General features: G+C 69.1%; 18 protein-coding genes and 1 pseudogene. 5 read left to right on the top strand and 14 right to left on the bottom strand.

Translation table 11 applies throughout. The features are described from left to right. Window positions 1-26 precede the first annotated feature (26 nt). The 5 genes from AABN02_RS04895 to AABN02_RS04875 form a co-directional block, all read right to left on the bottom strand. Entirely contained in the window at window positions 27-2,468 is a 2,442-nt protein-coding gene (locus tag AABN02_RS04895) for an ATP-binding protein (protein WP_338413794.1), read from the bottom strand. After that, window positions 2,465-2,959, bottom strand: coding sequence for a hypothetical protein (locus tag AABN02_RS04890; protein WP_338413793.1), 495 nt, complete (start codon window positions 2,957-2,959; stop codon window positions 2,465-2,467). The genes AABN02_RS04895 and AABN02_RS04890 overlap by 4 nt, the downstream gene beginning before the upstream one ends. A 187-nt stretch (window positions 2,960-3,146) precedes the next feature. After that, window positions 3,147-3,467, bottom strand: a complete 321-nt coding sequence (locus AABN02_RS04885) for a pyrimidine/purine nucleoside phosphorylase (RefSeq protein WP_338413792.1) — start codon at window positions 3,465-3,467, stop codon at window positions 3,147-3,149. A gap of 10 nt (window positions 3,468-3,477) precedes the next feature. Further along, on the bottom strand, window positions 3,478-4,788 hold the full coding sequence (locus tag AABN02_RS04880) for an argininosuccinate synthase (RefSeq protein ID WP_338413791.1): 1,311 nt from the start codon (window positions 4,786-4,788) through the stop codon (window positions 3,478-3,480). Between the two features lie 47 nt (window positions 4,789-4,835). Beyond that, entirely contained in the window at window positions 4,836-6,188 is a 1,353-nt protein-coding gene (locus AABN02_RS04875; RefSeq protein ID WP_338413790.1) for a Fic family protein, read from the bottom strand. A gap of 174 nt (window positions 6,189-6,362) precedes the next feature. Between AABN02_RS04875 and AABN02_RS04870 the strand changes: the two genes are divergently transcribed. Then, entirely contained in the window at window positions 6,363-8,096 is a 1,734-nt protein-coding gene (locus AABN02_RS04870; protein WP_338413789.1) for a long-chain fatty acid--CoA ligase, read from the top strand. A gap of 67 nt (window positions 8,097-8,163) precedes the next feature. Here AABN02_RS04870 and AABN02_RS04865 read toward each other — a convergent pair whose 3' ends face one another. Then, window positions 8,164-8,559: a type II toxin-antitoxin system VapC family toxin gene (locus AABN02_RS04865; protein ID WP_338413788.1), complete on the bottom strand. Its 396-nt coding sequence runs from the start codon at window positions 8,557-8,559 to the stop codon at window positions 8,164-8,166. After that, window positions 8,556-8,807, bottom strand: coding sequence for an AbrB/MazE/SpoVT family DNA-binding domain-containing protein (locus tag AABN02_RS04860; protein ID WP_338413787.1), 252 nt, complete (start codon window positions 8,805-8,807; stop codon window positions 8,556-8,558). The genes AABN02_RS04865 and AABN02_RS04860 overlap by 4 nt, the downstream gene beginning before the upstream one ends. Window positions 8,808-9,110: 303 nt before the next feature. Here AABN02_RS04860 and AABN02_RS04855 point away from each other — a divergent pair, with 303 nt between their 5' ends. After that, window positions 9,111-10,046: a pyridoxal-phosphate dependent enzyme gene (locus AABN02_RS04855; protein WP_338413786.1), complete on the top strand. Its 936-nt coding sequence runs from the start codon at window positions 9,111-9,113 to the stop codon at window positions 10,044-10,046. 30 nt (window positions 10,047-10,076) lie between these two features. Here AABN02_RS04855 and AABN02_RS04850 read toward each other — a convergent pair whose 3' ends face one another. The 3 genes from AABN02_RS04850 to AABN02_RS04840 all read right to left on the bottom strand — a co-directional run bounded on the left by AABN02_RS04850 (window position 10,077) and on the right by AABN02_RS04840 (window position 13,616). Further along, window positions 10,077-10,910 (bottom strand): sulfite exporter TauE/SafE family protein, encoded by an 834-nt coding sequence (locus tag AABN02_RS04850; RefSeq protein WP_338413785.1) that lies wholly within the window; start codon window positions 10,908-10,910, stop codon window positions 10,077-10,079. Between the two features lie 13 nt (window positions 10,911-10,923). Beyond that, window positions 10,924-12,591, bottom strand: a complete 1,668-nt coding sequence (locus tag AABN02_RS04845) for a TIGR01244 family sulfur transferase (protein WP_338413784.1) — start codon at window positions 12,589-12,591, stop codon at window positions 10,924-10,926. 128 nt (window positions 12,592-12,719) lie between these two features. Beyond that, complete coding sequence (locus tag AABN02_RS04840; RefSeq protein WP_338413783.1) at window positions 12,720-13,616, bottom strand: MBL fold metallo-hydrolase; 897 nt, start codon at window positions 13,614-13,616, stop codon at window positions 12,720-12,722. Window positions 13,617-13,868: 252 nt separating this feature from the next. Between AABN02_RS04840 and AABN02_RS04835 the strand changes: the two genes are divergently transcribed. Next, window positions 13,869-15,260, top strand: coding sequence for a sigma 54-interacting transcriptional regulator (locus AABN02_RS04835; RefSeq protein WP_338413782.1), 1,392 nt, complete (start codon window positions 13,869-13,871; stop codon window positions 15,258-15,260). On the opposite strand, the gene AABN02_RS04830 is transcribed toward AABN02_RS04835, so the two are convergent. Continuing rightward, window positions 15,227-15,613: a hypothetical protein gene (locus AABN02_RS04830; protein WP_338413848.1), complete on the bottom strand. Its 387-nt coding sequence runs from the start codon at window positions 15,611-15,613 to the stop codon at window positions 15,227-15,229. The genes AABN02_RS04835 and AABN02_RS04830 overlap by 34 nt on opposite strands. Here AABN02_RS04830 and AABN02_RS04825 point away from each other — a divergent pair. Then, a pseudogene (locus tag AABN02_RS04825) lies at window positions 15,510-15,853 on the top strand (hypothetical protein). The gene AABN02_RS04830 and the pseudogene AABN02_RS04825 sit on opposite strands and share 104 nt — an antisense overlap. A gap of 53 nt (window positions 15,854-15,906) precedes the next feature. Here the strand turns inward: AABN02_RS04825 and AABN02_RS04820 are convergent. After that, window positions 15,907-17,028, bottom strand: a complete 1,122-nt coding sequence (locus AABN02_RS04820) for a YeeE/YedE family protein (RefSeq protein ID WP_338413781.1) — start codon at window positions 17,026-17,028, stop codon at window positions 15,907-15,909. Between the two features lie 288 nt (window positions 17,029-17,316). Between AABN02_RS04820 and AABN02_RS04815 the strand changes: the two genes are divergently transcribed. Next, window positions 17,317-19,710 carry a hypothetical protein gene (locus AABN02_RS04815; RefSeq protein ID WP_338413780.1) on the top strand — a complete coding sequence of 798 codons (2,394 nt, stop codon included), beginning with the start codon at window positions 17,317-17,319 and terminating at the stop codon, window positions 19,708-19,710. A 21-nt stretch (window positions 19,711-19,731) separates the two neighbouring features. On the opposite strand, the gene AABN02_RS04810 is transcribed toward AABN02_RS04815, so the two are convergent. After that, the gene (locus AABN02_RS04810; protein ID WP_338413779.1) at window positions 19,732-21,156 is read right to left on the bottom strand and encodes a bifunctional serine/threonine-protein kinase/universal stress protein; all 1,425 of its coding nucleotides are present in this window, start codon (window positions 21,154-21,156) and stop codon (window positions 19,732-19,734) included. 13 nt (window positions 21,157-21,169) lie between these two features. Continuing rightward, on the bottom strand, window positions 21,170-21,913 hold the full coding sequence (locus AABN02_RS04805) for a metallophosphoesterase family protein (protein WP_338413778.1): 744 nt from the start codon (window positions 21,911-21,913) through the stop codon (window positions 21,170-21,172). Between the last annotated feature and the right edge of the window lie 73 nt (window positions 21,914-21,986).

Raw genomic sequence — 21,986 nt, 5'->3', positions numbered from 1 at the left:
CCTTCCGGAACGAAAGAAACGGGCGCTCAGGCGCCCAGCCAGCCCAGTCGGGTCGCCATGTCGCGGGCAGCCTCGAACTGCTCGCGCAGACGCTGCGCCATCTGCTGCGCAGCCTCCTCCGTCAGCAAGGCCGCCTCCGCTTCCAGCCCCTTGGCCGTCTCGGCCAGCTCCTGCAGCCCGAGGCTGGCCGCCGCCCCCTTGAGGCGGTGCGCGGCCTTCGTGCGATCGTCCGCGCCCCCACCTTCCGTGAGCAGGGCCAGCAGGTCGGACAGCGAATCGCTCTCGTCCGACATGAACCCGGCCAGCAGCGTGCGGTAGGCATCGGCGGAGAGCGCGGCACAGGTGTCGGCGATGTGCGGCAGGTCCAGCACCCGCGCCGGCTCGCCCGGCTTGATGCGCACGCGGCGCCGCGCCGGCTTGTCCGGCACCGGGGCCGCCGCCTTGGGGGCCTCAGCCGGTGGTGCCACCGCGACCACCGAAGCGGGCGCGCTGGCCGGCACCACGGCGGCTTCGGTCGGCATGGGCGCGGCCACCGACATCCCCATGCTGCCCAGCGCGCGCGCGCCGAAGTGCTTGCGCAGCATCTCCTCGACGTCGTGCAGCTGCACCGGCTTGGCCAGGAAATCGTCCATGCCCGACTGCCGCACCCGCTCGCGGGACTCGGCAAAGGCATCCGCCGTCAGCGCCACGATCAGCACCCGGGACTGCGGCACCGGCAGGCCGCGGATCGTCCGGGCGGCCGTGAGTCCGTCCATGACCGGCATGTGCACGTCCATCAGCACGAGGTCGCAGGGCTGCTCGCGCACGATCGCCACAGCCTCTTCGCCATTGGTCGCCAGCAGCACCCGGTGCCCCAGCCGCTCCAGCAGCACCTGCATGAACTTGCGGTTGACCGGGTGGTCGTCCGTGACCAGGACCTGCAGGCTGCCCGCGGCCGGTGCACCCGGCGCGGCGCGGTCGGACAGTGCCGAGGCCGGCGACTCCGCTGCCCCGATCCGGCCCGAACCACCACCGCCACTCGCGGCCAGCGCCCCCGCGTCCAGCACCGCCAGCGGCAGCACCACGGTGAACTCGCTGCCGCGGCCGACCTGGCTCGTGACGGTGATCTCGCCTTCCATCAGCTCGGCCAGCGTGCGGGAGATTTCCAGGCCGAGGCCGGTGCCGCCAAACCGGCGGCTGATGCTGTTGTCGCCCTGGCTGAAGCGCTGGAACAGGCGGGCGCGGGTCTCCTCGCCCATGCCGATGCCGGTGTCCGTGACGCGGAACCGGATGCCGGCTTGGCCGGTGGACATGTGGCCGCGGTCCACCACCAGCCCCACCCGGCCGGAGTCGGTGAACTTGATGGCGTTGCCCAGCAGGTTGAACAGGATCTGCTTGACCCGCTTGGCGTCGGCCTGCACGGCTTCCGGCAGGTCCGCGGCGACTTCGACCTCCAGCTTCAGGGCCTTGTCGCGGGCCTGCGGCGCCATCAGCGCCTGCACCTCGTTCACGGTCTGTCGCAGGTCCGTCGGTCGCGCCACCAGCTCCAGCCGGCCGGACTCCATCTTCGAGACGTCGAGCACGTCGTTGAGGATGGTCAGCAGGTGCTCGCCCGACTGGCGCGCGATGCCGAGGTATTCGCGCTGCTGCGCCGTCAGCGCCGAGCGGTCCAGCAGCGACATCATGCCGAGCAGGCCGTTGAACGGCGTGCGCAGCTCGTGGCTCATGTTGGCGAGGAAGGCGCTCTTGGTGCGGCTGGCCTGCTCGGCCTCCGCCCGCGCTTCCTGCAGGCTGTGGGCCAGCGTTTCCAGCTCGCTGCGGCGCTGCTCCAGCGCCCGCACCTGCCGGACCACCACGAACGCGAACGCGCCGATCATCAGGAACTGGAAGATCGTGAGGCCGATGCCGATGCGGTTCTGGTCGCGCACCGCTTCATTGCGCCTGGTGATGGTCTCCGCCACCGCCTGGTTGGCCGCCAGCGACAGGTCGCGCACCGACCGCCCCAGGGCATCGAATTCGTTCAGGAAGGGCCGGAGCCGGCGGGGATCGATCTGGTCTGGCGCGTCCGGGCCGAGCACCGGATCGAGGCGCGACACCAGATCGTGCAGCTGGGCCAGCACCTGGCGCTGCAGGTCCAGCTCGGGCATCACCTCGCGGGTGCGCTGCGGCTCGACCAGACTGATGCGGCTGACAAACAGCTCGTAGCGCTCCCGCAGCGCCTCGTAGTGGCCGACCGACTGCTCTTCGGCGACACCGTGCAGCTGCTGCCCGAGCCGCAGCGACTCGGTCTCGAGCTGGAAGAAGCTCCAGACGATGTTGTCACCCTGGTAGATGACATTGGCATTGAGCAGGGCCAGCGACTGGGTCTGCAGCCAACCGATGCCGCCGAAGACGGCGGACAGCAGCACCACCATGAGCACCATCAGGCGCCCGACACGGGAGGTCGGCGCCTTGGCGGCGACGGGCTCGGTCGGGACGTCGTCGGTCATTCCAGCACGTCGATGGACTTGACCTGCCAGGCGGCGCGGCTGTAGTAGCGCTCGGCCCGCAGGGTCTCGTCCGAGTCGAAGGGGTAGATGATGAACAGGGGGCCCTTCTCGCGCACCGGCATCGGCTTGTCGTCCATCAGGCGGGCGAGCACCAGATTGAACTTCAGCGCATCGCCAAGCGGCAGGTCGACCTTGTACTCGTTGAGCGCGATGGCCCGCAGGTTCTTGCCCTGGGCATCGACCGCGGCCAGCACATCGCGCAGCAGCGGGCCGGTGAACTTGCGCGCCTCCGGGTACCACGGGGTCTTGGTGGAAAAGGAATGCTGCGGCAGCGCGGCCAGCATGTCCATGTCGAACTCGGCGACGGTGCCGGCATTGCGGATGCCGATCTTGCCGCTGACGGTGAGCACCACCTTGCCCTTGGGTCGGTCGAGCGCGAAGACCGGAAGCGTTGCCGCACCCAGCGCCACCGACGTGGCAGATGCGACCATGAAATGACGACGAGAGATCATTGGACGGGTTCCCTTTTCACTGGTCTGGAGCCGGCTCGGAATCGAACCGGCTCGGATCATGCCGCATCAATACCCCAAGTCGGGGGAGGACCGCCGCGCCCCCCTGCGCGCGGTGTGACGTACGGCACTGAGCGCGCCGCACGCACCAGGTCCCCCTGGGCCGGGATCAGCCGAAATGGCAGATGTAGTGGTAAGGCTCGCCCTCGACCTTGATCTGGAAGCTCGCGTTGCCCGGCACGTTGAAAGACTGGCCCGGCCCGAAGGTCTGCCATTCGTTCTGGCCCGGCAGCAGGACGCTGCACGCGCCCGCCACGGTTTCCATGACTTCCGGTGCCCCGGTGTTGAAGGTCAGCGACGCGGGCAGGATCACGCCCACGCTCTTCTTCGTGCCGTCGGCCAGGGTGATGCCGTGCGAGACGCAGCGGCCCTCGAAGTAGACGTTGGCCTTGGTGCCGACGCTGGCGACGCTCAGTTGTTCGTTGCTCATGTCCAGCTCCTCAGGCGGTCTTCTTGGCCGCGGCCTTGCGGGCAGCGGGCTTCTTCGGCGCAGCAGCCTTCTTCTCGACCGGCTTCGGCGCGCGCGCCGCACGGGCGTTCGCGGCGATGCGCAGGCGCAGCGCGTTCAGCTTGATGAAGCCGCCGGCGTCCGCCTGGTTGTAGGCGCCGCCGTCGTCGTCGAAGGTCGAGATCTTCGGGTCGAACAGCGAATCGGTCAGCGACTCGCGGCCCACGCACATGATCGTGCCCTTGTAGAGCTTGAGCTTGACGGTGCCGTTCACGGTGGCCTGCGAGGCGTCGATCAGCCCTTGCAGCAGCACGCGCTCCGGCGCGAACCAGTAGCCGTTGTAGACCATGCGCGCGTAACGCGGCATCAGGTCTTCCTTCAGCGCCAGCACTTCGCGGTCGAGCGTGATCGACTCGATGGCGCGGTGGCCGGCCAGCAGGATGGTGCCGCCAGGGGTTTCGTAGCAGCCGCGGCTCTTCATGCCGACGTAGCGGTTCTCGACCTTGTCCAGGCGACCGACGCCGTGCAGGCCGCCGATCTCGTTCAACTTGGTCAGCACCTGGGCCGGCGACAGCTTCTCGCCGTCGATGGCGACCACGTCACCCTTTTCGTAGGTCAGCTCGATGGTCTGGGGCTTGTTCGGCGCCTTTTCCGGACTGCGCGTCAGGCGCCACATGCTGTCTTCCGGCGCGAAGTTCGGGTCTTCGAGGATGCCGCCTTCATAGCTGATGTGCAGCAGGTTGGCGTCCATCGAGTACGGGGCGCCGCCGCCCTTGCGCTTCTTGAAGTCGACCGGAATGCCGTGCTGGTCGGCGTAAGCCAGCATGCTTTCGCGGCTGGAGAGCGTCCACTCGCGCCACGGAGCGATGACCTTCACGCCCGGCATCAGCGCGTAGGCGCCCAGCTCGAAGCGGACCTGGTCGTTGCCCTTGCCGGTGGCGCCGTGCGAGATGGCGTCGGCTTCGGTCTTCTGGGCGATCTCGACCAGGCGCTTGGCGATCAGCGGGCGGGCGATGGACGTGCCCAGCAGGTACTCGCCTTCGTACAGCGCATTGGCGCGGAACATCGGGAACACGAAGTCGCGCACGAACTCTTCGCGCAGGTCCTCGATGTAGATGTTCTCGGGCTTGATGCCCATCTTGATGGCCTTGGCGCGGGCCGGCTCGATCTCCTCGCCCTGGCCGATGTCGGCCGTGAAGGTCACGACCTCGCACTGGTACTCGTCCTGGAGCCACTTGAGGATGATGGAGGTGTCCAGACCGCCCGAATAGGCGAGGACGACGCGCTTGATCTGTTGGGACATGGTGACTGCCGCGGCGTTGCGCTGCGTTGAATGAGCAAACCTCGATTTTAGGCGCGCCGCTGCCAGTTCAGGAACTCCGACGGACGCAGACCGTAACGGGCCAGCACGCCTTCATGCAGCCGGCGCAGCTCTTCGATGGCCAGCGCCTGCACATCCGCCCGCTCGCTCGCCGGCACGCCGGCCCTCGACACCGCCTCGTCGATCAGCGCCAGCGGGTCACGGTCGGGCTGCGTGACCACGGAACGGATGGTCTCGCGGATCAGGTCGCGCCAGTGCAGCCGCAGCGGATCCGGTTCGGCCAGCGTCTGCCGGATCGCCAGGTACTCCTGCGTCGAGCGCTCGTAGGCCCAGACGAACAGGTCCCGCAGCAGCTCGACGCGGGTCATCTCGTAGACCCCCAGCGTGGCGCTGCCGTAAGCCGACTCGGGCACATCGACGAAGGTCAGCGGGCAGAGGTTGGCGCGGAACAGCGGCAGGTTCGCCATGAGGCGCGAGGTGCGCTTGTTCATGTCCGCGAACGGCTGCAGATACGGCAGATGCACCAGCAGGAACAGCGACTGCTCGAATGGATCGGTGATGCGCGCCGCCTTGCCGAGCATCGTCACGAGCGCCGCTTCAATGGCCACGGATCCAGACAGCGGGCGGTACACGCTCTGGCCGATGTCCACGGCGTGCTGGCGGATGCGGCCTTCGTCCGCCGGATTCGGCAGCAGGTTCTCGGCCAGCGCGCTGTGCAGGTTCAGCAAGGTGTAGCGGTCGAACCCGGCCGTCTCGATGTTCTCCACCAGCAATTCGATCGCCGTCTTGTGGTTGAGGATCATCTGCGTCTCGATCGTGGCCTTGCCCTGCGCGACCCGTCCCTGCTCGATCAGTGCGCGGGTGTCGAGCCGGGTGTAGGTGTTGCCCTCCAGGTGGCTGGACGCCCACGACAGGTCAATCAGCAGGCGGTTCAGGATGGCCCGGCTGTAGGTCCCGGCGGGCGCGCCAACCTGCGCGGTGCGCCCCATGCGGTGCAGTTGCCGGCGCAGGGGTTCGGAGAGGTAGTGGGTTTCGCCAGGTCGATAGCGCTCCAGAAAGTCCGGCTGGTAGCCCACGGGCTTGCGGGCCTGCACCGGCTGACTGACGTACGCCAAGACATCGCCACTGTCTGCCGACAGGGGAATGGCACTGGCCCAAGGCAGCGGCATGGTCGTCTGCGGCCCGGCGACAGGGACGACCACCCGATAGCGTCGGGCACGGCCCGCCCCCTGCGCCTGAAGGCGTCCATCCCCGAGCAGCTGCTGGATCCAGCGCTGCGCCGTGCGGCGCGACACGTTCGGGCGCAAGACCAGCAACTCGGCCAGTGTCAACCCGACCGCGGACGAAGCGAGGGCATCGATCAGATCGGCGGGTGTGGACATGGCGCAGTTCTTCCAGGAATGTGGCGCGATTTTGGCGCAGTTTGAAAACCGCGCCACCTGCAGTGATCCTCGGGTCTGTCCCGACCGCGACAGCTCCTCAGGGACGTCCCGATGCCATACGCCCGGGGACCGGCGTATACCTTCGCCACATCCGAACAGTGCAGCGAGTACCCCATGCCCATCCCCGCCAACCGCCCCCACCTGAAGCACTGGCCCAAGCGCCTGCCGCTGGACCTCGTGCTGCCGGAGACTTCGCTCTGGTTCAACCTCGAAGCCAGCGCGCAGCGTTACCCCGACCGCGCCGCCTACCTCTTCTTCGGCCAGCCGCTCACCTACCGCGAACTGCACCGCCAGGCCGAGGCGCTGGCCGGCTGGCTGCAGGCGCAGGGCGTCGGCAAGGGGGACCGGGTCGCGCTCTTCCTGCAGAACTGCCCGCAGTTCATCGTCGCGTTCTATGCCGTGGTGCGGGCGAACGCGGTGGTCGTGCCGGTCAACCCGATGAACCGGGTGGACGAGTTCGGCCACTACATCACCGACCCCGACACCAAGGTCGTCATCACCAGCGCGGACCTGGCCGCCATCGTCGCCGAGGCCGATGCCCGGCTGCCCGAGGCGCAGCGCCTGCGCGCCATCGTGGTGACACGCTATGGCGACTACCTCGGCGACGAGGCCACCGCCAATCCGGCGCTGGCCCCCCCACCGTCGATGGACGCGTGGCTGCGCGCCGCGCCCGCCCTGCCCGCCGGCTGCACGCCGCTGGCCGAGGCGCTCGCCGCCGGCCTGACGCCCTCGGCGCACACCGCCGGCCCGGACGACATGGCGCTGCTGCCCTACACCTCCGGCACCACCGGCCTGCCCAAGGGCTGCATCCACACCCACCGCACGCTGACGAGCAACATCGTCGGCGGCAGCCTGTGGGGCTACACCAGCGCCGAGACGGTGAGCCTGGGTGTCGTGCCCTTCTTCCACATCACGGGGATGCTCTACGGCGTGCTCAGTCCGGTGTGGTGTGGCGCGACGGTGGTGATCCTGCCGCGCTGGGACCGTGACCTCGCCGGGCGGCTGATCTCGCACCACCGGATCAGCCACTGGACCTGCATCCCGACCATGATCATCGACCTGTTCGCCAGCCCGAACTACCGGAGCTTCGACCTGTCGAGCCTGCGTTACCTCTCGGGCGGCGGGGCGGCGATGCCGCAGGCGGTGGCCGAGCGGCTGCAGACCGAGTTCGGCCTGACCTTCGCCGAGGGCTATGGCCTGACCGAGACCGCCGCGCCCAGCCACGCCAACCCGCCCGAGCGCGCCAAGCTGCAGTGTCTGGGCATGCCGCTGTTCGGCACGGACGCGCGGGTGATCGACCCGACCACCTTCGAGGAGCTGCCCGTGGGCGAGGTCGGCGAGATCGTGACGAACGGGCCGATGGTGTTCAAGGGCTACTGGAAACATCCGTCGGCGACCGAGGCCGCGTTCATCGAACTGCCTGCGGTGCCGGGCCAGAAGTTCTTCCGCACCGGCGACCTGGGGCGCATGGACGACGAGGGCTATTTCTTCATCACCGACCGGCTCAAGCGGATGATCAACGCGAGCGGCTACAAGGTCTGGCCGTCCGAGGTGGAGCTGATGATGTACCGCCACCCCGCGGTGGCCGAGGCCTGCATCATCGGCACGCAGGACGCCTACCGCGGCGAGACGGTCAAGGCCGTCATCGTGCTGCGGCAGGAGGCGCGTGGACAGACCACCGAGCAGGACATCATCGACTGGGCGCGCGAGCACATGGCCGCGTACAAGGCACCCAAGCTGGTCGAGTTTGTCGAGGCGCTGCCCAAGTCGGGGACGGGGAAGGTGATGTGGCGTTTGTTGCAGGACAAGGAGCGGGAGCGGCAGGCCGCTCAGAGGTCCGGCGCGTAACGCTGGACCATGTCCTCCCGCGTCGCCGGGAGGACGGCGGCGAGGGTGTCGATGGTCATGGGGCGCATCACAACAAGCGTGCTGCCTGTCCCTGTGCCTTGACCAGCGACACCGCTTTTCTGTCGAACGAAACAAAGGTCTCGCCGCCGAGCCAGGCACCTTCATGGGCGATGACGCCATCGGCGAAATCCCCGCCCGCTTCGAGCACCGCCAGCCCTGCCTCGACAGCGGGCCGGTTCACTTCCACGTTGGCGATGGCCAGCAAGGCGCGGATCGCGGTGGCTGCGTCAGCGGGCTGGAAGCCGTAGACCCTGCGCAGCACCCAGACGAATTCACAAAGGCAGGGCAGCGCGACCGCGATCAACTCGGCCTCGGCCAAGACCTTGGCGGCGATGCCGGCTTGCACGGGGTCGTCCTGCACGACCGCCCGCACCAGCACATTGGTGTCCACCGCGAGCCTCATTCCTCACCCGCCCAGCCTTGCGCGGTGGCGGCGTTGAGTTCTTCGAGGGTGGCGACCTTCTGTGTCCGTCCGGCCAGTAAGCCGACGAAGCCGCTGATCGTGCCCGTGCGCTGCGCGGCCCGGAGAACACCTCGGCCGTCCGGCAGCAAGTCCAGCTCGATCTTGTCGCCGGGCTGGATGCCGAGGTGCTGCAGCACGTCTTTCCGGAACGTCACTTGGCCTCGGGCGGTCACGGTCAATGTGGTCATGGGGATGTCCTCGTCGCCTGTTGATTGGCGCCAGACATGGTAATGTAAAAATCCATTACCTGACCGACCACTGTGCAAACCCTATCCGCAGTGCACCCACATCCGCAGCACCTTCACCGTCCGCGCCTCTGGCAAGACCTCGTACACAAGCCGGTGCTGGATGTTGAGGCGCCGGCCTTCGCTGGCGATGCGCGCCAGTGCCTCGCGGCCTGCGTGCGGCGGCAGGGCGCGGTCGCCGCGTGAGTCGGCGGGCAGCCTGACGGGCGGACAATCCGTCCGTTCGCCAGCCAACCCGCCAACACCATGTCCGCACCGCTGCACATCCCCACCCCGCTCCTCGAATCCCGCCCGCTGAGCCTCGCCACCGGCCGCGCCGTGTGGCTCAAGATGGAGGCGCTGCAGCCCTCCGGCTCGTTCAAGCTGCGCGGCATCGGGCTGGCCTGCCAGACCTACCAGGCGCGGGGCGCACGCCGCTTCGTCTCGTCCTCGGGCGGGAATGCCGGGCTGGCGGTGGCGGTTGCGGGGCGGCAGCTCGGGGTGCCGGTCACGGTCGTGGTGCCGCAGACGACGACGGCGCGGGCGCTGGACCTGCTACGGCTCGAAGGCGCCGAGGTCATCGTCCACGGCGCCTCGTGGCAGGAGGCGCACGCCCACGCGCTGTCCCTGCTCGACCCGGACCGCGACGCCATGCTCCACCCCTTCGACGACCCGCTGCTCTGGCAGGGCCACGCGTCGATGGTCGACGAGGTGGCCGCCGCGGGGCTGGTGCCGGACGTCGTGGTGCTGGCGGTGGGCGGCGGTGGGCTGCTGTCCGGGGTGGCCGAGGGGATGCGCCGCCACGGGTGGGACGGCGTGCCGATCCTGGCCGTCGAGACCGCGGGCGCCGCGTCCTTCCATGCGGCCACGCTGGCGGGCCGGCCGGTGCCGCTGGAGCGCATCGACAGCGTGGCCACTTCGCTGGGCGCGCGGCAGGTGTGCGAGCAGGCGGTGCAGTGGTGGCGCGAGCGGCCGGTGCGCAGCCTGCGGGTGTCGGACGCGAGCGCGCTGCGCGCCTGCGAGCAGTTCCTGGCCGACCACCGGGTGCTGGTGGAGCCGGCGTGTGGGGCGGCGCTGGCTGCGGTGTACGACGCGGAACACAGCGACGCGCTGGCGGAGTTTCAGCGGGTGCTGGTCATCGTCTGCGGCGGGGCGACGGCCACGCTGGACCAGATCCGGGCGTGGCAATCCGGGTCGGTCTGAGCACCGCCAGGCGCACCCCGCGCCAGCCGGCTACAGGGTGAGCCAGCCCATCCCGCGCACGAAGAGCAGCAGCGACACCGCGCCACTGGTCACGGCGAAGGCCTGCTGAAGCCGCGCCCCGGCCAGGCGGGCCGCGATCAACCGGCCCAGCAGCAGCGCGACGATCGCACCGGCAGCAAATGGCGCAGCGATGTTCCAGGCGATCGACCCTTGCCAGGCGGCGGCCGCGACGCCCCCCACGGACACCAGCGAGATCACCGCCAGCGAGGTGGCGAAGATGCTGCGCATCTGCAGGTTGGTGAAGCGGTTGAGCGAGGGCACGATGACGAAGCCACCACCCACGCCCAGCAGTCCGCTGAGGAGGCCCGAGACCGCGCCCGTTCCGGCCAGCGCCCAGGCACACGGCATGGTCCAGATCAGGCGGCCTTCGGCGGGGTTCAGCACGCACGGCAGCCTGGACTGTTCCTGGATGGACTCCGTCTGTCCGGTCGGAATCCGCCGGGCCTGCTTGAACATGCGCACGGCCACCAGCGCCAGCACGGCGGAAAACGCCACCGTCAGCGGTGCGTTGGGGATCACGCTGGCCAGGCGCACACCGACCGGCGCGAGCGCCATGCCGGTGAAGCCGATCACGGCGGCCGCGCGGTAGCGCACCACCCCTTCGCGCAAGCCCAGCACAGCGCCGAACGCCGAAGCCGCCCCCACGGCGATCAGCCCGACCGGTGCGGCCTGCATGATGCTCAGGTGCAATCCGAACACGAGCAGCGGCACGGCCAGGATGCCGCCCCCTGCGCCGGTCAGCGCGAGAATCAGTCCGACCACCGAGCCCAGGCCGGCCGACAGCAGCGTCACGTCCATGTCCATGTCAAGGCTCCGCTCATTTGGTCATCTCGGGCTGGGCCATCCACTCGCGGCCCTTGAGCATCGCCTGCCAGTACAGGGGCGGCAGCACGCGCTCCTTGAGGTACCAGGCCAGCGCCGACGGGCGAGTCCCGTCGATGAGCCACTTCGGGAAGCTCGGGGCCACCTTGCCGCCGTAGAGGAACTCCGCCAGCACGATCTTGCCGCGCTCGACCGTCAGCGGGCAGGAGCCATAGCCGTCGTACCGGGCCTCCCCCTGGACCGCGCCGCGCAGGGCCAGCAGGTTGTGCGCCACCACCGGCGCCTGCTTGCGGGCAGCGGCGGCGGTCTTGGCGTTCGGGGTGTTCCCGGCATCGCCGAGCGCGAAGATGTTCGCGAATTGCTTGTGCCGCAGCGTGCCCGGATCGATGTCGATCCAGCCTGCCGCATCGGCCAGGGGGCTGACGCGAATGAAGTCGGGCGCCTTCTGCGGCGGCACCACGTGGATCATGTCGAAGTCATGGGTGATCTTCTCCTTCGTGCCGTCGGCATTGGCCTTCATGAAGGTGGCTTTCCGGGCCGGTCCGTCGACAGCGACCAGCGTCTGACCGAAGTTCAGGCCGATGCCATAGGCCTTCACGTACTCCATCAGCGCCGGCACATAGTCCGCCACGCCGAAGAGCACCGGGCCGGCATTGCAGAACTGGATGTCGACGTCCTGGAGCACGCCAGCCCGGCGCCAGTGGTCGGCCGACAGGTACATGGCCTTCTGCGGCGCACCCGCGCACTTGATGGGCATGGGCGGCTGCGTGAAGAGCGCCTTGCCGCGGCGCAGCTGCTGCACGAGCTGCCAGGTGTAGGGCGCCAGGTCGTAGCGGTAGTTGGAGGTCACGCCGTTGCGGCCCAGCGTCTCGGGCAGGCCCTCGATGCCGTGCCAGTCGAGCTTCAGGCCCGGGCAGACGATGAGCTGCTGGTACTTGACCACGCGGCAGCCATCGAGGATGACGGCGTCACGCTCCGGCTCGAAGGCTGCCACGGCCGACTGGATCCAGTGCACGCCGCGGGGCAGCACGGACCCCATCGTGCGGGCCGTCGTCTTGGCGTCGAACACACCCGCGCCGACCATGGTCCAGCCGGGCTGGTAGTAGTGGATGTCGGCGGGGTCGATGATGGCGATGTCGAGCTGCGGGCTGCGCGCCAGCAGGCTGGAGGCCACGGCAATGCCCGCGGCACCGCCGCCGATGATCACCACCTCGTGGGTCGCGTCCGCCACCTCGACGGGGGTCTTGCCTCCGTTGACGATGCGCCGCACCACGCCCTTGAGGTCGTAGCCGGCCTTCGAGGCCAGCTCGATGATCTGCGGCAGCGGCCGCTGCCCGGCCTGCGACAAGGCCCACATCGTGGTAGAGCGCATCCCCGTGCGGCAGTAGGCCAGCACGGGTTTCGGCACCTCCGCCATCAGCGCGCCGAACGCAGCCCCCTGCTGGTCCGTGACCTTGCCGGACTCCGCCGGCAGGTAGCGGATCTGCAGACCCTGCGCCTGGGCCGCGCGTTCGATCTCGCTGAAGAGCGGCTGGTCCGAACCCTCGCCATCCGGCCGGTTGCAGATGACCGAGCGAAATCCGGCCTCGGCCACTGCGCGCAGGTCGGCGATGAGGAGTTGGGGGGCGACCGACAGTTCGGCGGTCAGTGACTGGATGTCCATGGTGTCTCCTGCTACGTCCTTGGGGCGATGCCTGGCCGCCTTGCTGCTGGCCCCGGTGTTTCTGGCGGCTCTGAAAACCACGATGCCCGGTCCTGATCTGGCCGGGCATCGCGGGGAGTCGTCGCGGACTAGACCGCGTTCAACGGGATCTTGATGTAGCGCACACCGTTGTCTTCCGGCTCGGGCAACTGGCCGGCGCGCATGTTGACCTGCACCGACGGCAGCAGCAGCGTGGGCATGCCGAGCGTCGCGTCGCGGGCACTGCGCATCGCGACGAACTCCTCTTCGCTGATGCCATTGCGCACGTGGATGTTCTGCTCGCGCTCCTCGGCCACGGTGCTGACGAAGCGCAGCTCACGCCCGCCGGGCTGGTAGTCGTGGCACATGTACAGCGCGGTTTCCGGCGGCAGGCCGAGCACCTTGTTGATCGAGCGGAACAGGGTGCGGGCATCGCCGCCCGGGAAATCGCAGCGGGCCGTGCCGTAGTCCGGCATGAACAGCGTGTCGCCGACGAAGGCCGCGATGTCCTGGTTCGCACCCTCGCCATCGCTCACCACATAGGTCATGCAGGCCGGGGTGTGCCCGGGGGTGTGCATCGCTCGGGCGGTCAGGCTGCCGATGCGGAAGGTCTCCTCGTCGGCGAACAGGTGGTCGAACTGGCGACCGTCTTGCGCAAAGTCGGCGCCGGCGTTGAAGAGCGCGCCGAACACCCGCTGCACGGTCGCAATGTGCTGACCGATGCCCAGCTGCCCACCGAGGGTCTCCTTGAGGTAGGGCGCTGCCGAGAGGTGGTCCGCGTGGACATGGGTTTCGAGGATCCAGTCGACCCGGGCATCGAGTTCACGGACCCGCGCAATCAGGCGGTCGGCGCTGGTGCGCGCGGTGCGGCCGGATTTCGGGTCGTAGTCGAGCACGCTGTCGATCAGCGCACACGCCCGCGTCTTCCTGTCGAAGACGAGGTAGCTGATGGTCTGGGTGGCGGGATCGAAGAAACCTTCGACCTGCATGTTGCTGCGAGTGTTCATGGTGGCCTGCACAGGGTCGTCACGGGCATTACAGACTCAAGATCCGTGCCAATCAGCGCATACACCGGCAGGTACACCTAACGCATTGATTTGCAACAACATATTGGAAAATCAAGCGCCTGCCAAAACGTTCGAACATCATCAGCACTGCCGCCGTGGCAGTTGAATGGCAGATGCGTGGCAGAAATGGCCAGCGCGTTGGCAGCTTTGGCAGATGGCCGCACAATCGCCCGAAACCCGAGAAAGCCGACGATGCCGAGCGCCAGACCCCACGCCGACGACCACGCGCCCGCCCCGACCGACCTCGCCAGACGCGGGAGCCTCGATTCGACGGAACAGGTGCAGGCGCTGATCTCGTTTCTGGAACACGAGGCCCAGCCGATGATCGTGCTGGACCCCGACTACAACATCCTCGCGGCGAACACGGCCTACCAGCGCCAGTTCGGCACCGCGGGCAAGCCCTACATCGGCCACAAGTGCTTCCGCATCTCGCACCACTACGACGTGCCCTGCGACCAGGCGGGCGAGCATTGCCCGATGAAGAAGGCCTTCGAGCTGAAGGGACCGGACCGCGTGCTGCACATCCACCACACGCCGCGCGGACCGGAGCATGTCGATGTCGAACTGCGGCCGATCCTCGATGCCGAGCGCAGCGTGGTGGCCTATGTCGAGCGGCTGGTCACCGTGCGCAGTGCGTCCGCACGGCCGAGCGCCGAGGGGTTGGTGGGGCGGGCCGAGGCGTTCAACGCGGCGCTGTCGGCGGTGCAGCGCGTGGCACCTTCGATGCTGCCCGTGCTGCTGCTGGGCGAGTCGGGCACCGGCAAGGAACTCTTCGCGCGCGCCGTGCACGAGGCCAGCGAACGGGCGAGCGGCCCGTTTGTCGTGGTGGACTGCTCGGGCCTGACCGAGAGCTTGTTCGAGAGCGAATTGTTCGGCTATGAAAAGGGCGCCTTCACCGGCGCCAACGCACGCAAGAAAGGGCTGGTCGAAACCGCCGACGGCGGCACGCTGTTCCTCGACGAGATGGGGGACGTGCCCCTGCCGATGCAGGTCAAGCTGCTGCGGCTGATCGAATCCGGTACCTTCCGCCGCGTCGGCAGCATCGAGACCCAGCAGGCCAATTTCAGGCTGGTCGCGGCGACACACAAGCCCTTGCAGCAGATGGTGGCGGACGGGCGCTTTCGCCAGGACCTGTACTACCGCATCAGCGCCTTCCCGATCCACCTGCCGCCGCTGCGGGAGCGGGTGAGCGACATTCCGGTGCTGGTGGACTCCTTCCTGCAGCGCGGCGCGTCGACCCGGCACCGGCTCTCGATCGATCCCGCGGCCATCACCCGGCTGCAGGCGCACGACTGGCCCGGCAACATCCGCGAATTGCGCAACGTGCTCGACCGGGCGCGGCTGTTCGCCGACGACGGCATCGTGCGGACGGAGCACCTGCCGGACCATGTCGGGCCCCATGTTGCCTCCGCGCCCGCGGCCGATCCGGGCCGTTCCGCCGCGCCAACCCGGCACCGGGACGACGATGTCGAACTGAGGCAGCTGGCCCGGGAAGGCCGGCTGACACGCCTGGAGATGGCCCGGCAGCTGGGCCTCAGCGAGCGCACGCTCTACCGGCGACTGAAGGCGCTCGGGCTGGCCTGACAGGCGCCGCACTGCCGGACTCTGCCACTAGGGTGCGTTTGGCAGACCGAATTGACAGCAATGGCAGGCTTCATGCGGCCGGCCAACGGCTTTCGCCATGTGCAGGCTGTGGCATGGAACTTGTACTGAAATCCCGCATGCCCACCCGGCAAGGAGCCGACCATGAACACCACCCTTCCCATCGCCTGCCCGGCCTTCAGCGCCACACCGAGCGATCCTGAAAAGCGCCAGTGGCTCATTGCCACCGGCGTGGCCGGTGGCGTGGCGGCGCTGGCCACGGCGTTTCCGCTCGTCTCGAGCTTCGAACCGAGCGAGCGCGCCAAAGCGGCTGGCGGGCCGGTCGCGGTCGACATCTCGGACATCCCGCCGGGCGGGACCAAGGTCGTCGAATGGCGCGGCAAGCCGGTCTGGGTCGTGCGGCGCACCCCCGCGATGCTGGCCGCGCTCGAAGGCCACGACGCCCAGCTCGTCGACCCGCTGTCGCTGCGGGCCGCGTCTTCAAGAACAAGCCCGCGCCGACCAACCTCGAGATCCCGCCCTATCGTTTCGCGAGCGGAACGAGCCTCCTCATCGGCGAAGACGCCCAGGCCTGAAGCAACAGCCACCACGGCGACTGCCGCCGTGCAAGCGTTGGACGGCAGCCTGTTCAGACGTCGCTGCGTTCGACCCGCCAGGTCTGCAGGCGCAAGGCCAGCCAGGCACCAGCCACCATGCCGGCCACGGCGATGCAGGAACCGGCGGACAGCAGCGACAGGCCGCTGACACCCTGGCCAATGGAGCACCCCATCGCGGTCACGCCCCCGAACCCCATCAGCACGGCACCCGCCAGATGGTTGCCCATGTCCTCGGCGTTGTGGAAGGACTCGACGCGGAACTCCTTGCGCACCACCGCGGCGACCGCGCTGCCCAGCAGGACACCGAGCGCCACCACCACGCCAAAGCTCACCGTGGTGTTGCTGTCCGACCAGAGCGTCAGCAGATCGAGGCCATGCGCGATCGGGGCGGCGAAGGTCAACGCTTCCGGCCGGTGGGAGTAGGTGCCCATCCAGGTGGTTTCGAGCGTGTCGGGGTGCTCGGGGATGAAGCCGACCAGGCCCGTGAGCGCCCAGGCGGCCAACACCAGCAAGCCGAAGCCGACACCGCCGATCCAGTGGCCGCGGTCCATCGTCCGCCTGGAGCGCCACGCCAGCACCAGGACGAACACGAGCAGGCCCACGAGCGCAGCCCAGCGCATGGCCGACGGCGAGGCGCCGATGTAGGGCGACAGCATGGAGCCGAGGTCCTGCGGATGGGTCAGCTGGACACCGACCGCATCGAGGACGCCAACCCGCGGTGCTGCCAGCACGCCGCGCAGCGTCATCTGCGCGGTGATGGCAGCGACGACCAGGGTCACCCAGGCCTTGAGGCTTCCCGCGCCGGCTTTCACCAGATTGCGCTGCGGGCAGCCCGAGGCGAGCACCATGCCGACACCGAACAGGGTGCCGCCGACGGCGTAGGAGAGCCACAGGAATCGATCGCTCCAGGCCACCGTGTGTGTGGGGTCGAACCAGCCGACGCCGATCAGGCCCATGGTCCCGCTGGCGGCCACCGCCACGGCCAGCGCCCACATCGTCAGCCGTGCCGTCCCGCCGTAGCTGAACCAGTCGGCCAGGGCCCCCATGGTGCAGAAGCGCGTGGCCTGGGCCACCGCCCCGAGCGCCAGGCCGATCAACAGACCGCCCCAGATCACGGCCTCGGCGGCAGCGGCGGGACTCAAGGGGAGGCTCATGTCAGGAATCCGTCTTCGATGGATGGCGGCTGGCCGTTAACGCCAACGCGTGCGCCATGATGCCGCAGGTCGGACGCATGCACCGGAAACGCGGATTGTGGCGACCTGTCTCTGCCTGTGCGCATGGCTGGTTGGCGCGGCCCCCGTTCCTCAAGATCGAATGGGTTTCCCCGATAGATAGCCCCAGACCTCTGATTTCCAGACCGCCAGGGAGCGACCATCGTGCAGAAACCCGTCATCCGTCCCCTTCACCCAGGCCACCGACTTCGGCCCACGGCGCGCGCGTCCATGGCCCTCGCCCTGGGCGCGGCCCTCAGCGGCTGTGGCGGCGGCGCCGGGGAGGCCGCCACGCAGACGGACACGGGCTACCAGGTCGAGAGCGGCGTCGCGCAGAAGGGGCCGCTGACGATGGGCTCCTCGGTCAGCATCAACGAACTCAACGCCAGCACGCTGGTGCCGCTCGGCACGAGCTACAACTTCGAGATCCGCGACGACTTCGGAAACTTCCAGCCAGCCGGCACCGTCTTCAAGCAGCGGCTGCTGGAGACCACGGCGTCGGGCTACTACCTCGACGAACTCACCGGCCAGGTCTCCACGGACACCGTGACGCTGCGGGGCATGAGCGACCTCTCGGTCGACCGGACCATCAACGTCAACCTGCTGACCGATCTGTCCAACGCCCGCATCCGGGCGCTGATGACGCGGGCCGCGGCGCCGCTCGGCTTTGCGGCTGCACGGGCCCAGGCGCAGCGCGAAGTGCTGGCTGCGTTTTCCATCTACAACAGCACCGAACTGCTGGCCGGCGGCCCCCAGCCCGCGAGTTTCGGCGAGCTGGACCTGAGCAAGAACCGCAACGCCGACCAGGCCCTGACCGCCCTGTCGGCCGTGGTGACGCAGATCGGCGTGACGGGCGGCGGCATCACGCGCTTCATCAACCAGTTCGAGAAGGACCTGGCCGATGACGGCCTGCTCAACAACTCGCCGAAGTTCGCCGCGCCGCTGGCGCCGCAGATCAGCGCCGCCGGCAAGGCCGTCGACTTCGACCGGCTCGCCCTGACCCTCAACAGCTTCTACAACACCACGCTCTACACCGCCGAGTCGCTGGCACGCTGGGTGGACACCTCCGGCGGCGTCGACATGGTCATCGACCGCTTCAAGAGCGAGACGGCCAACGTCGCGGTCAGCACGGAGAGCAAGTCGCCCGCCTATGTCGCCGGCAGCGACGACAACGGCCAGTGCCTGTCGGCCTCGGCGGGCCTGAAGCTCTACCGGAGTGGACAGCTCGTCACCACGGCCACGGTCAAGGCGACCAAGGGCGAGCAGTACGCCATCGGGCTGACCGGCTCGCCCACGCAGGCCGAGGCGATCGGCTATCTGCAGCGCAGCGCGCCGGTAGGCGGCAACTGCCCCGCGACCCTGCCCACCACCGGCCTCACCCGGCTGGCGCAGCATGCGATTTCCGTCGCGGGGGTCGTCGATGCCCGGACGGTGCTCGATGTCTACGAGAACTCCGTGGCCGAGGACCGCAAGAACGCAGCCGTCTACGCCCTGCGCGGCGACGGCAGCGTCTGGTACTGGAACGCCAGCACCCGCGGCGTGCCGACCTTCCTGTTCAAGGACGCCACCCTCACCCGCTTCCTGCCGAACAGCGACGGCCAGGTCCGCCTGCTGCTGAAAAGCGGCGTGGCGGGCACGGCCAGGATTGTCTACAACACGCGGCTCGCCAAGTGGACCGCCACCCTCGTCAAGGACACCAGCACGCAGGTCTGCAGCACGCCCGCGCCGGACAGCAGCACGGTCTCGCTGAAGAAGGACGGCCGGATCTGGGTGAAAGGCGCCAACGCCAGCGGCCAGTTGGGCGACGGCACGATCTTCCCGGTCTTGAACGAGAAGGTGATCGGCTCCGGCTACGCCAGCATCGTCTGCACCGGCGGCTACGCGCACGCGGCCACCGCGCCCGGCATCCTGGCGCTGAAGAAGGACGGCACCCTGCTGGCCTGGGGCGGCAACAGCACGGGCGTCCTGGGCGACGGCACGACCGCCAACGTCCTGACACCCAAGACCATCGGCACCGGCTTCGCCAGCGTCCAGAGCAATGGCAGCTCCGCCGTCGCGCTGAAGCTGGACGGCAGCGTCTGGAGCTGGGGCAGCAATGCGACCGGCGTCCTCGGCAACGGCACCGCCACGGCCACGCTCGTCCCCCAGAAGGTCGGCACCGACTTCCGCACCGCCGCGATCGTCGGCGGTGACCGGGTCATCGCGGCCAAGACCAGCGGCGATCTCTGGGCCTGGGGCAACGGCGCTGCCGCCCTCATCGGCAGCAGCGGCCACCTCTACAGCCCGATGGCGCTGGACCCGGCTTTCGTCTCGGTCCAGAGCGATGAAGTGACCGCCAGCGGCGCGCCGAACATCGCCTTCGGCTTCAAGAAGGACGGCAGCGCCTGGGGCTGGAGCGCCAATGCGGCGGGACAGCTGGGCAATGGCACCACCACCCCCACCCCCAGCCCGAGCACGCCGCAGCCGCTCGGCACCGGCTACACCAAGCTGCTGGGCCAGGGCGACCATGTCTTCGGCATCAAGTCCGACGGCACCCTCTGGGCCTGGGGCAGCAATGCTTGGGGCCAGTTCGGCGATGGCACGACCAGCGACAGCCTGACGCCGAGGCAGATCGCGCTGCCCTGACGGCGCCCCGGAGGACCGCGCTCAGCTGTCCTCCACCTCGCCCTGCGCCGGCGGCACCCGCACCACCGTGACCGTGCAGTCCGCCTGCGCCACCACCTCGGACGACACGCTGCCCAGGTAGCGCCGCAGCGCCGAACTCGCCCGCGCGCCCATGACGATGTGGTCGACCTGCGTGCGGCGGGCGAACTCGACAATCGCCGCGGCCGGGTCCGGCGCCTCCAGCACGTGGAAGGTCAGCAGGCCGGTGCTGAGGCCCAGCCCCTGCGCGATCGGGCGCGCCCAGTGCTTCAGGCCGACGAGCTGCTTGACGTGCAGGCTCTGGCCGGCCTTGTCGGTCAGCTCGTCGATGCCGATGCGGTTGATCTTCATCACGCCCACACAGGCCAGCCGCGCCCCCGGTTCGGTCGCCACGATGCGGCGCACCGTCTCGCGCAGCAGGTCCAGCAGCGGCTCGGCGGCGTTTTCCACATCGACCGCGGCCAGGATGATCGGCGCCCGCTTGAGCTGGTCGCCCACTGTGCCGCGCACCGAGGGCTCCGCCCCCAGCGCGGAGAACCAGCGCTTCCAGGTCTGCAGCCGGCTGGGCGCGCTGTCGCGGGTGGCGCGCTCGGTGAGCGGCATCTGGTCGGGGTGCAGCAGGTCGTGGGCGAGGTGGGCGGCGCTCGGGTGGCGCTGCTCGGCCTGGACTTCCAGGCAGCGCAGGATGATTTCCTGCAGCCACGGCGGGCAGTCCGGGCGGTGGCGGCGCGGGGCGATCGGCTGCTGGTAGAGCCGCTCGCGCAGGCCGCGCACGCTGTCGGGCGAGCCGAACGGCCGCTCGCCCGTCGTCAGGTGGTAGAGCATCACGCCGAGCGCGAACAGGTCCGAGCGCGGCTCGCTGCGCAGAAACTGCACCTGCTCGGGCGACATGTACGGCCCCGTGCCCATCGGCAGGTTGAACTCCTCGTCGAGCAGGTCCGGCAGGTGGTCGTGCCGGCTCAGGCCGAAGTCGACCAGCACCGCCTCGCCGGTCGGGCGGAAGAGGATGTTGCTGGGCTTCACGTCGAGGTGGATGACGTGCTGGCGGTGCAGGTCGTGCAGCGCGGTCGCCACCCGGGCGCCGATGCTGGCGATCTCGTCGATCGGCAGCGGCGCCTCGTCCAGCCGGGGGCGCAGCGACTCGCCGGGGATGTGCTCCAGGACGATGTAGGGCCGGGTCGCGAAGTCGCCCTTGGCGATGAAGCGCGGCACGTGCACGCCGCGCAGCATCGGCAGGATCATCATCTCAACCTCGAAGCCGACGATGGTGGCCGGGTCCTCCCCGCCCTTGATGCGCGGCACCTTCATCAGCAGCGGGCCGCGGTGTTCGGGGTGGGTGACACGCCAGAGATTGGCCATGCCGCCCTGGTGGACCCGCTCTTCCAGCAGGAAGCCGTCGACCATCTCGCCGGCCGAGAAATTCACCATGCCACCGCTCATCTCAGGTCCCCTGGTGCAGCCGGTCGCCCAATGCCCGGGGCAAGCCCGCGGCGATGATCTTCGCGGCGGTGGCATCGTGGTCGTACGGGACGCGGTGGAAGGTCAGCGTCAGCCGCGCCAGATCGAACATCGCCCAGCTGGCCGCCGGATTGCCGTCGCGCGGCTGGCCGCAGGAGCCCGGCAGCGCCAGCCACTGCCGATGTCCCGGTACAGGCACCGCCACCCCCGGCACCGGCGTGAAGTTGGCGATCTTGCCGGTGCTGGAGAGGTGGTAGAGCGCGGGCTGGTGGACGTGGCCGCAGAAGGTGTGGCGCGCCTCGGTGGCCATCATGCTGCGCACGGCCTCGTTGCGGCCGAGGATGTAGTCCCAGGCGGGCGGCGCAAAGGCGTTGGCGTGGACGAAGAGGCAGCCCAGGTCTTCCCGCGTGTAGGGCAGCGCGCCGAGGAAATCGAGCTGCGCAGGCGTGAGCTGCGCGCGGGTCCACTCGATGGCGCGGCGGGCGTCCTCCACCAGATGGTCGCTCGGCCCGCGTGCCACCGCCTCGTCGTGGTTGCCGCGCACGGCGATCGCCCCCTGCCCGACCATGTCCCGCACCTGCTCGACCACCCAGCCCGGATCGGCGCCATAGCCCACGAAGTCACCGAGGAAGGCCAGCCGGTCCGCGCCGTGCAGGTGCGCCTGCTCCAGGCAGACCTCGAAGGCTTCGCGGTTGGCGTGGATGTCGGTGATGAGGGCGAGCTTCATAGGGATCCGTCTCGTGTTGTGAACATGCGCCAAGCGTGAAAACTGTAACGCATCCCCCCACCCTAAAATCACT

The organism is uncultured Sphaerotilus sp., from assembly GCF_963924895.1.
GTDB lineage: Bacteria > Pseudomonadota > Gammaproteobacteria > Burkholderiales > Burkholderiaceae_C > Sphaerotilus.
This window is presented reverse-complemented; position numbering and strand designations above follow the sequence as displayed.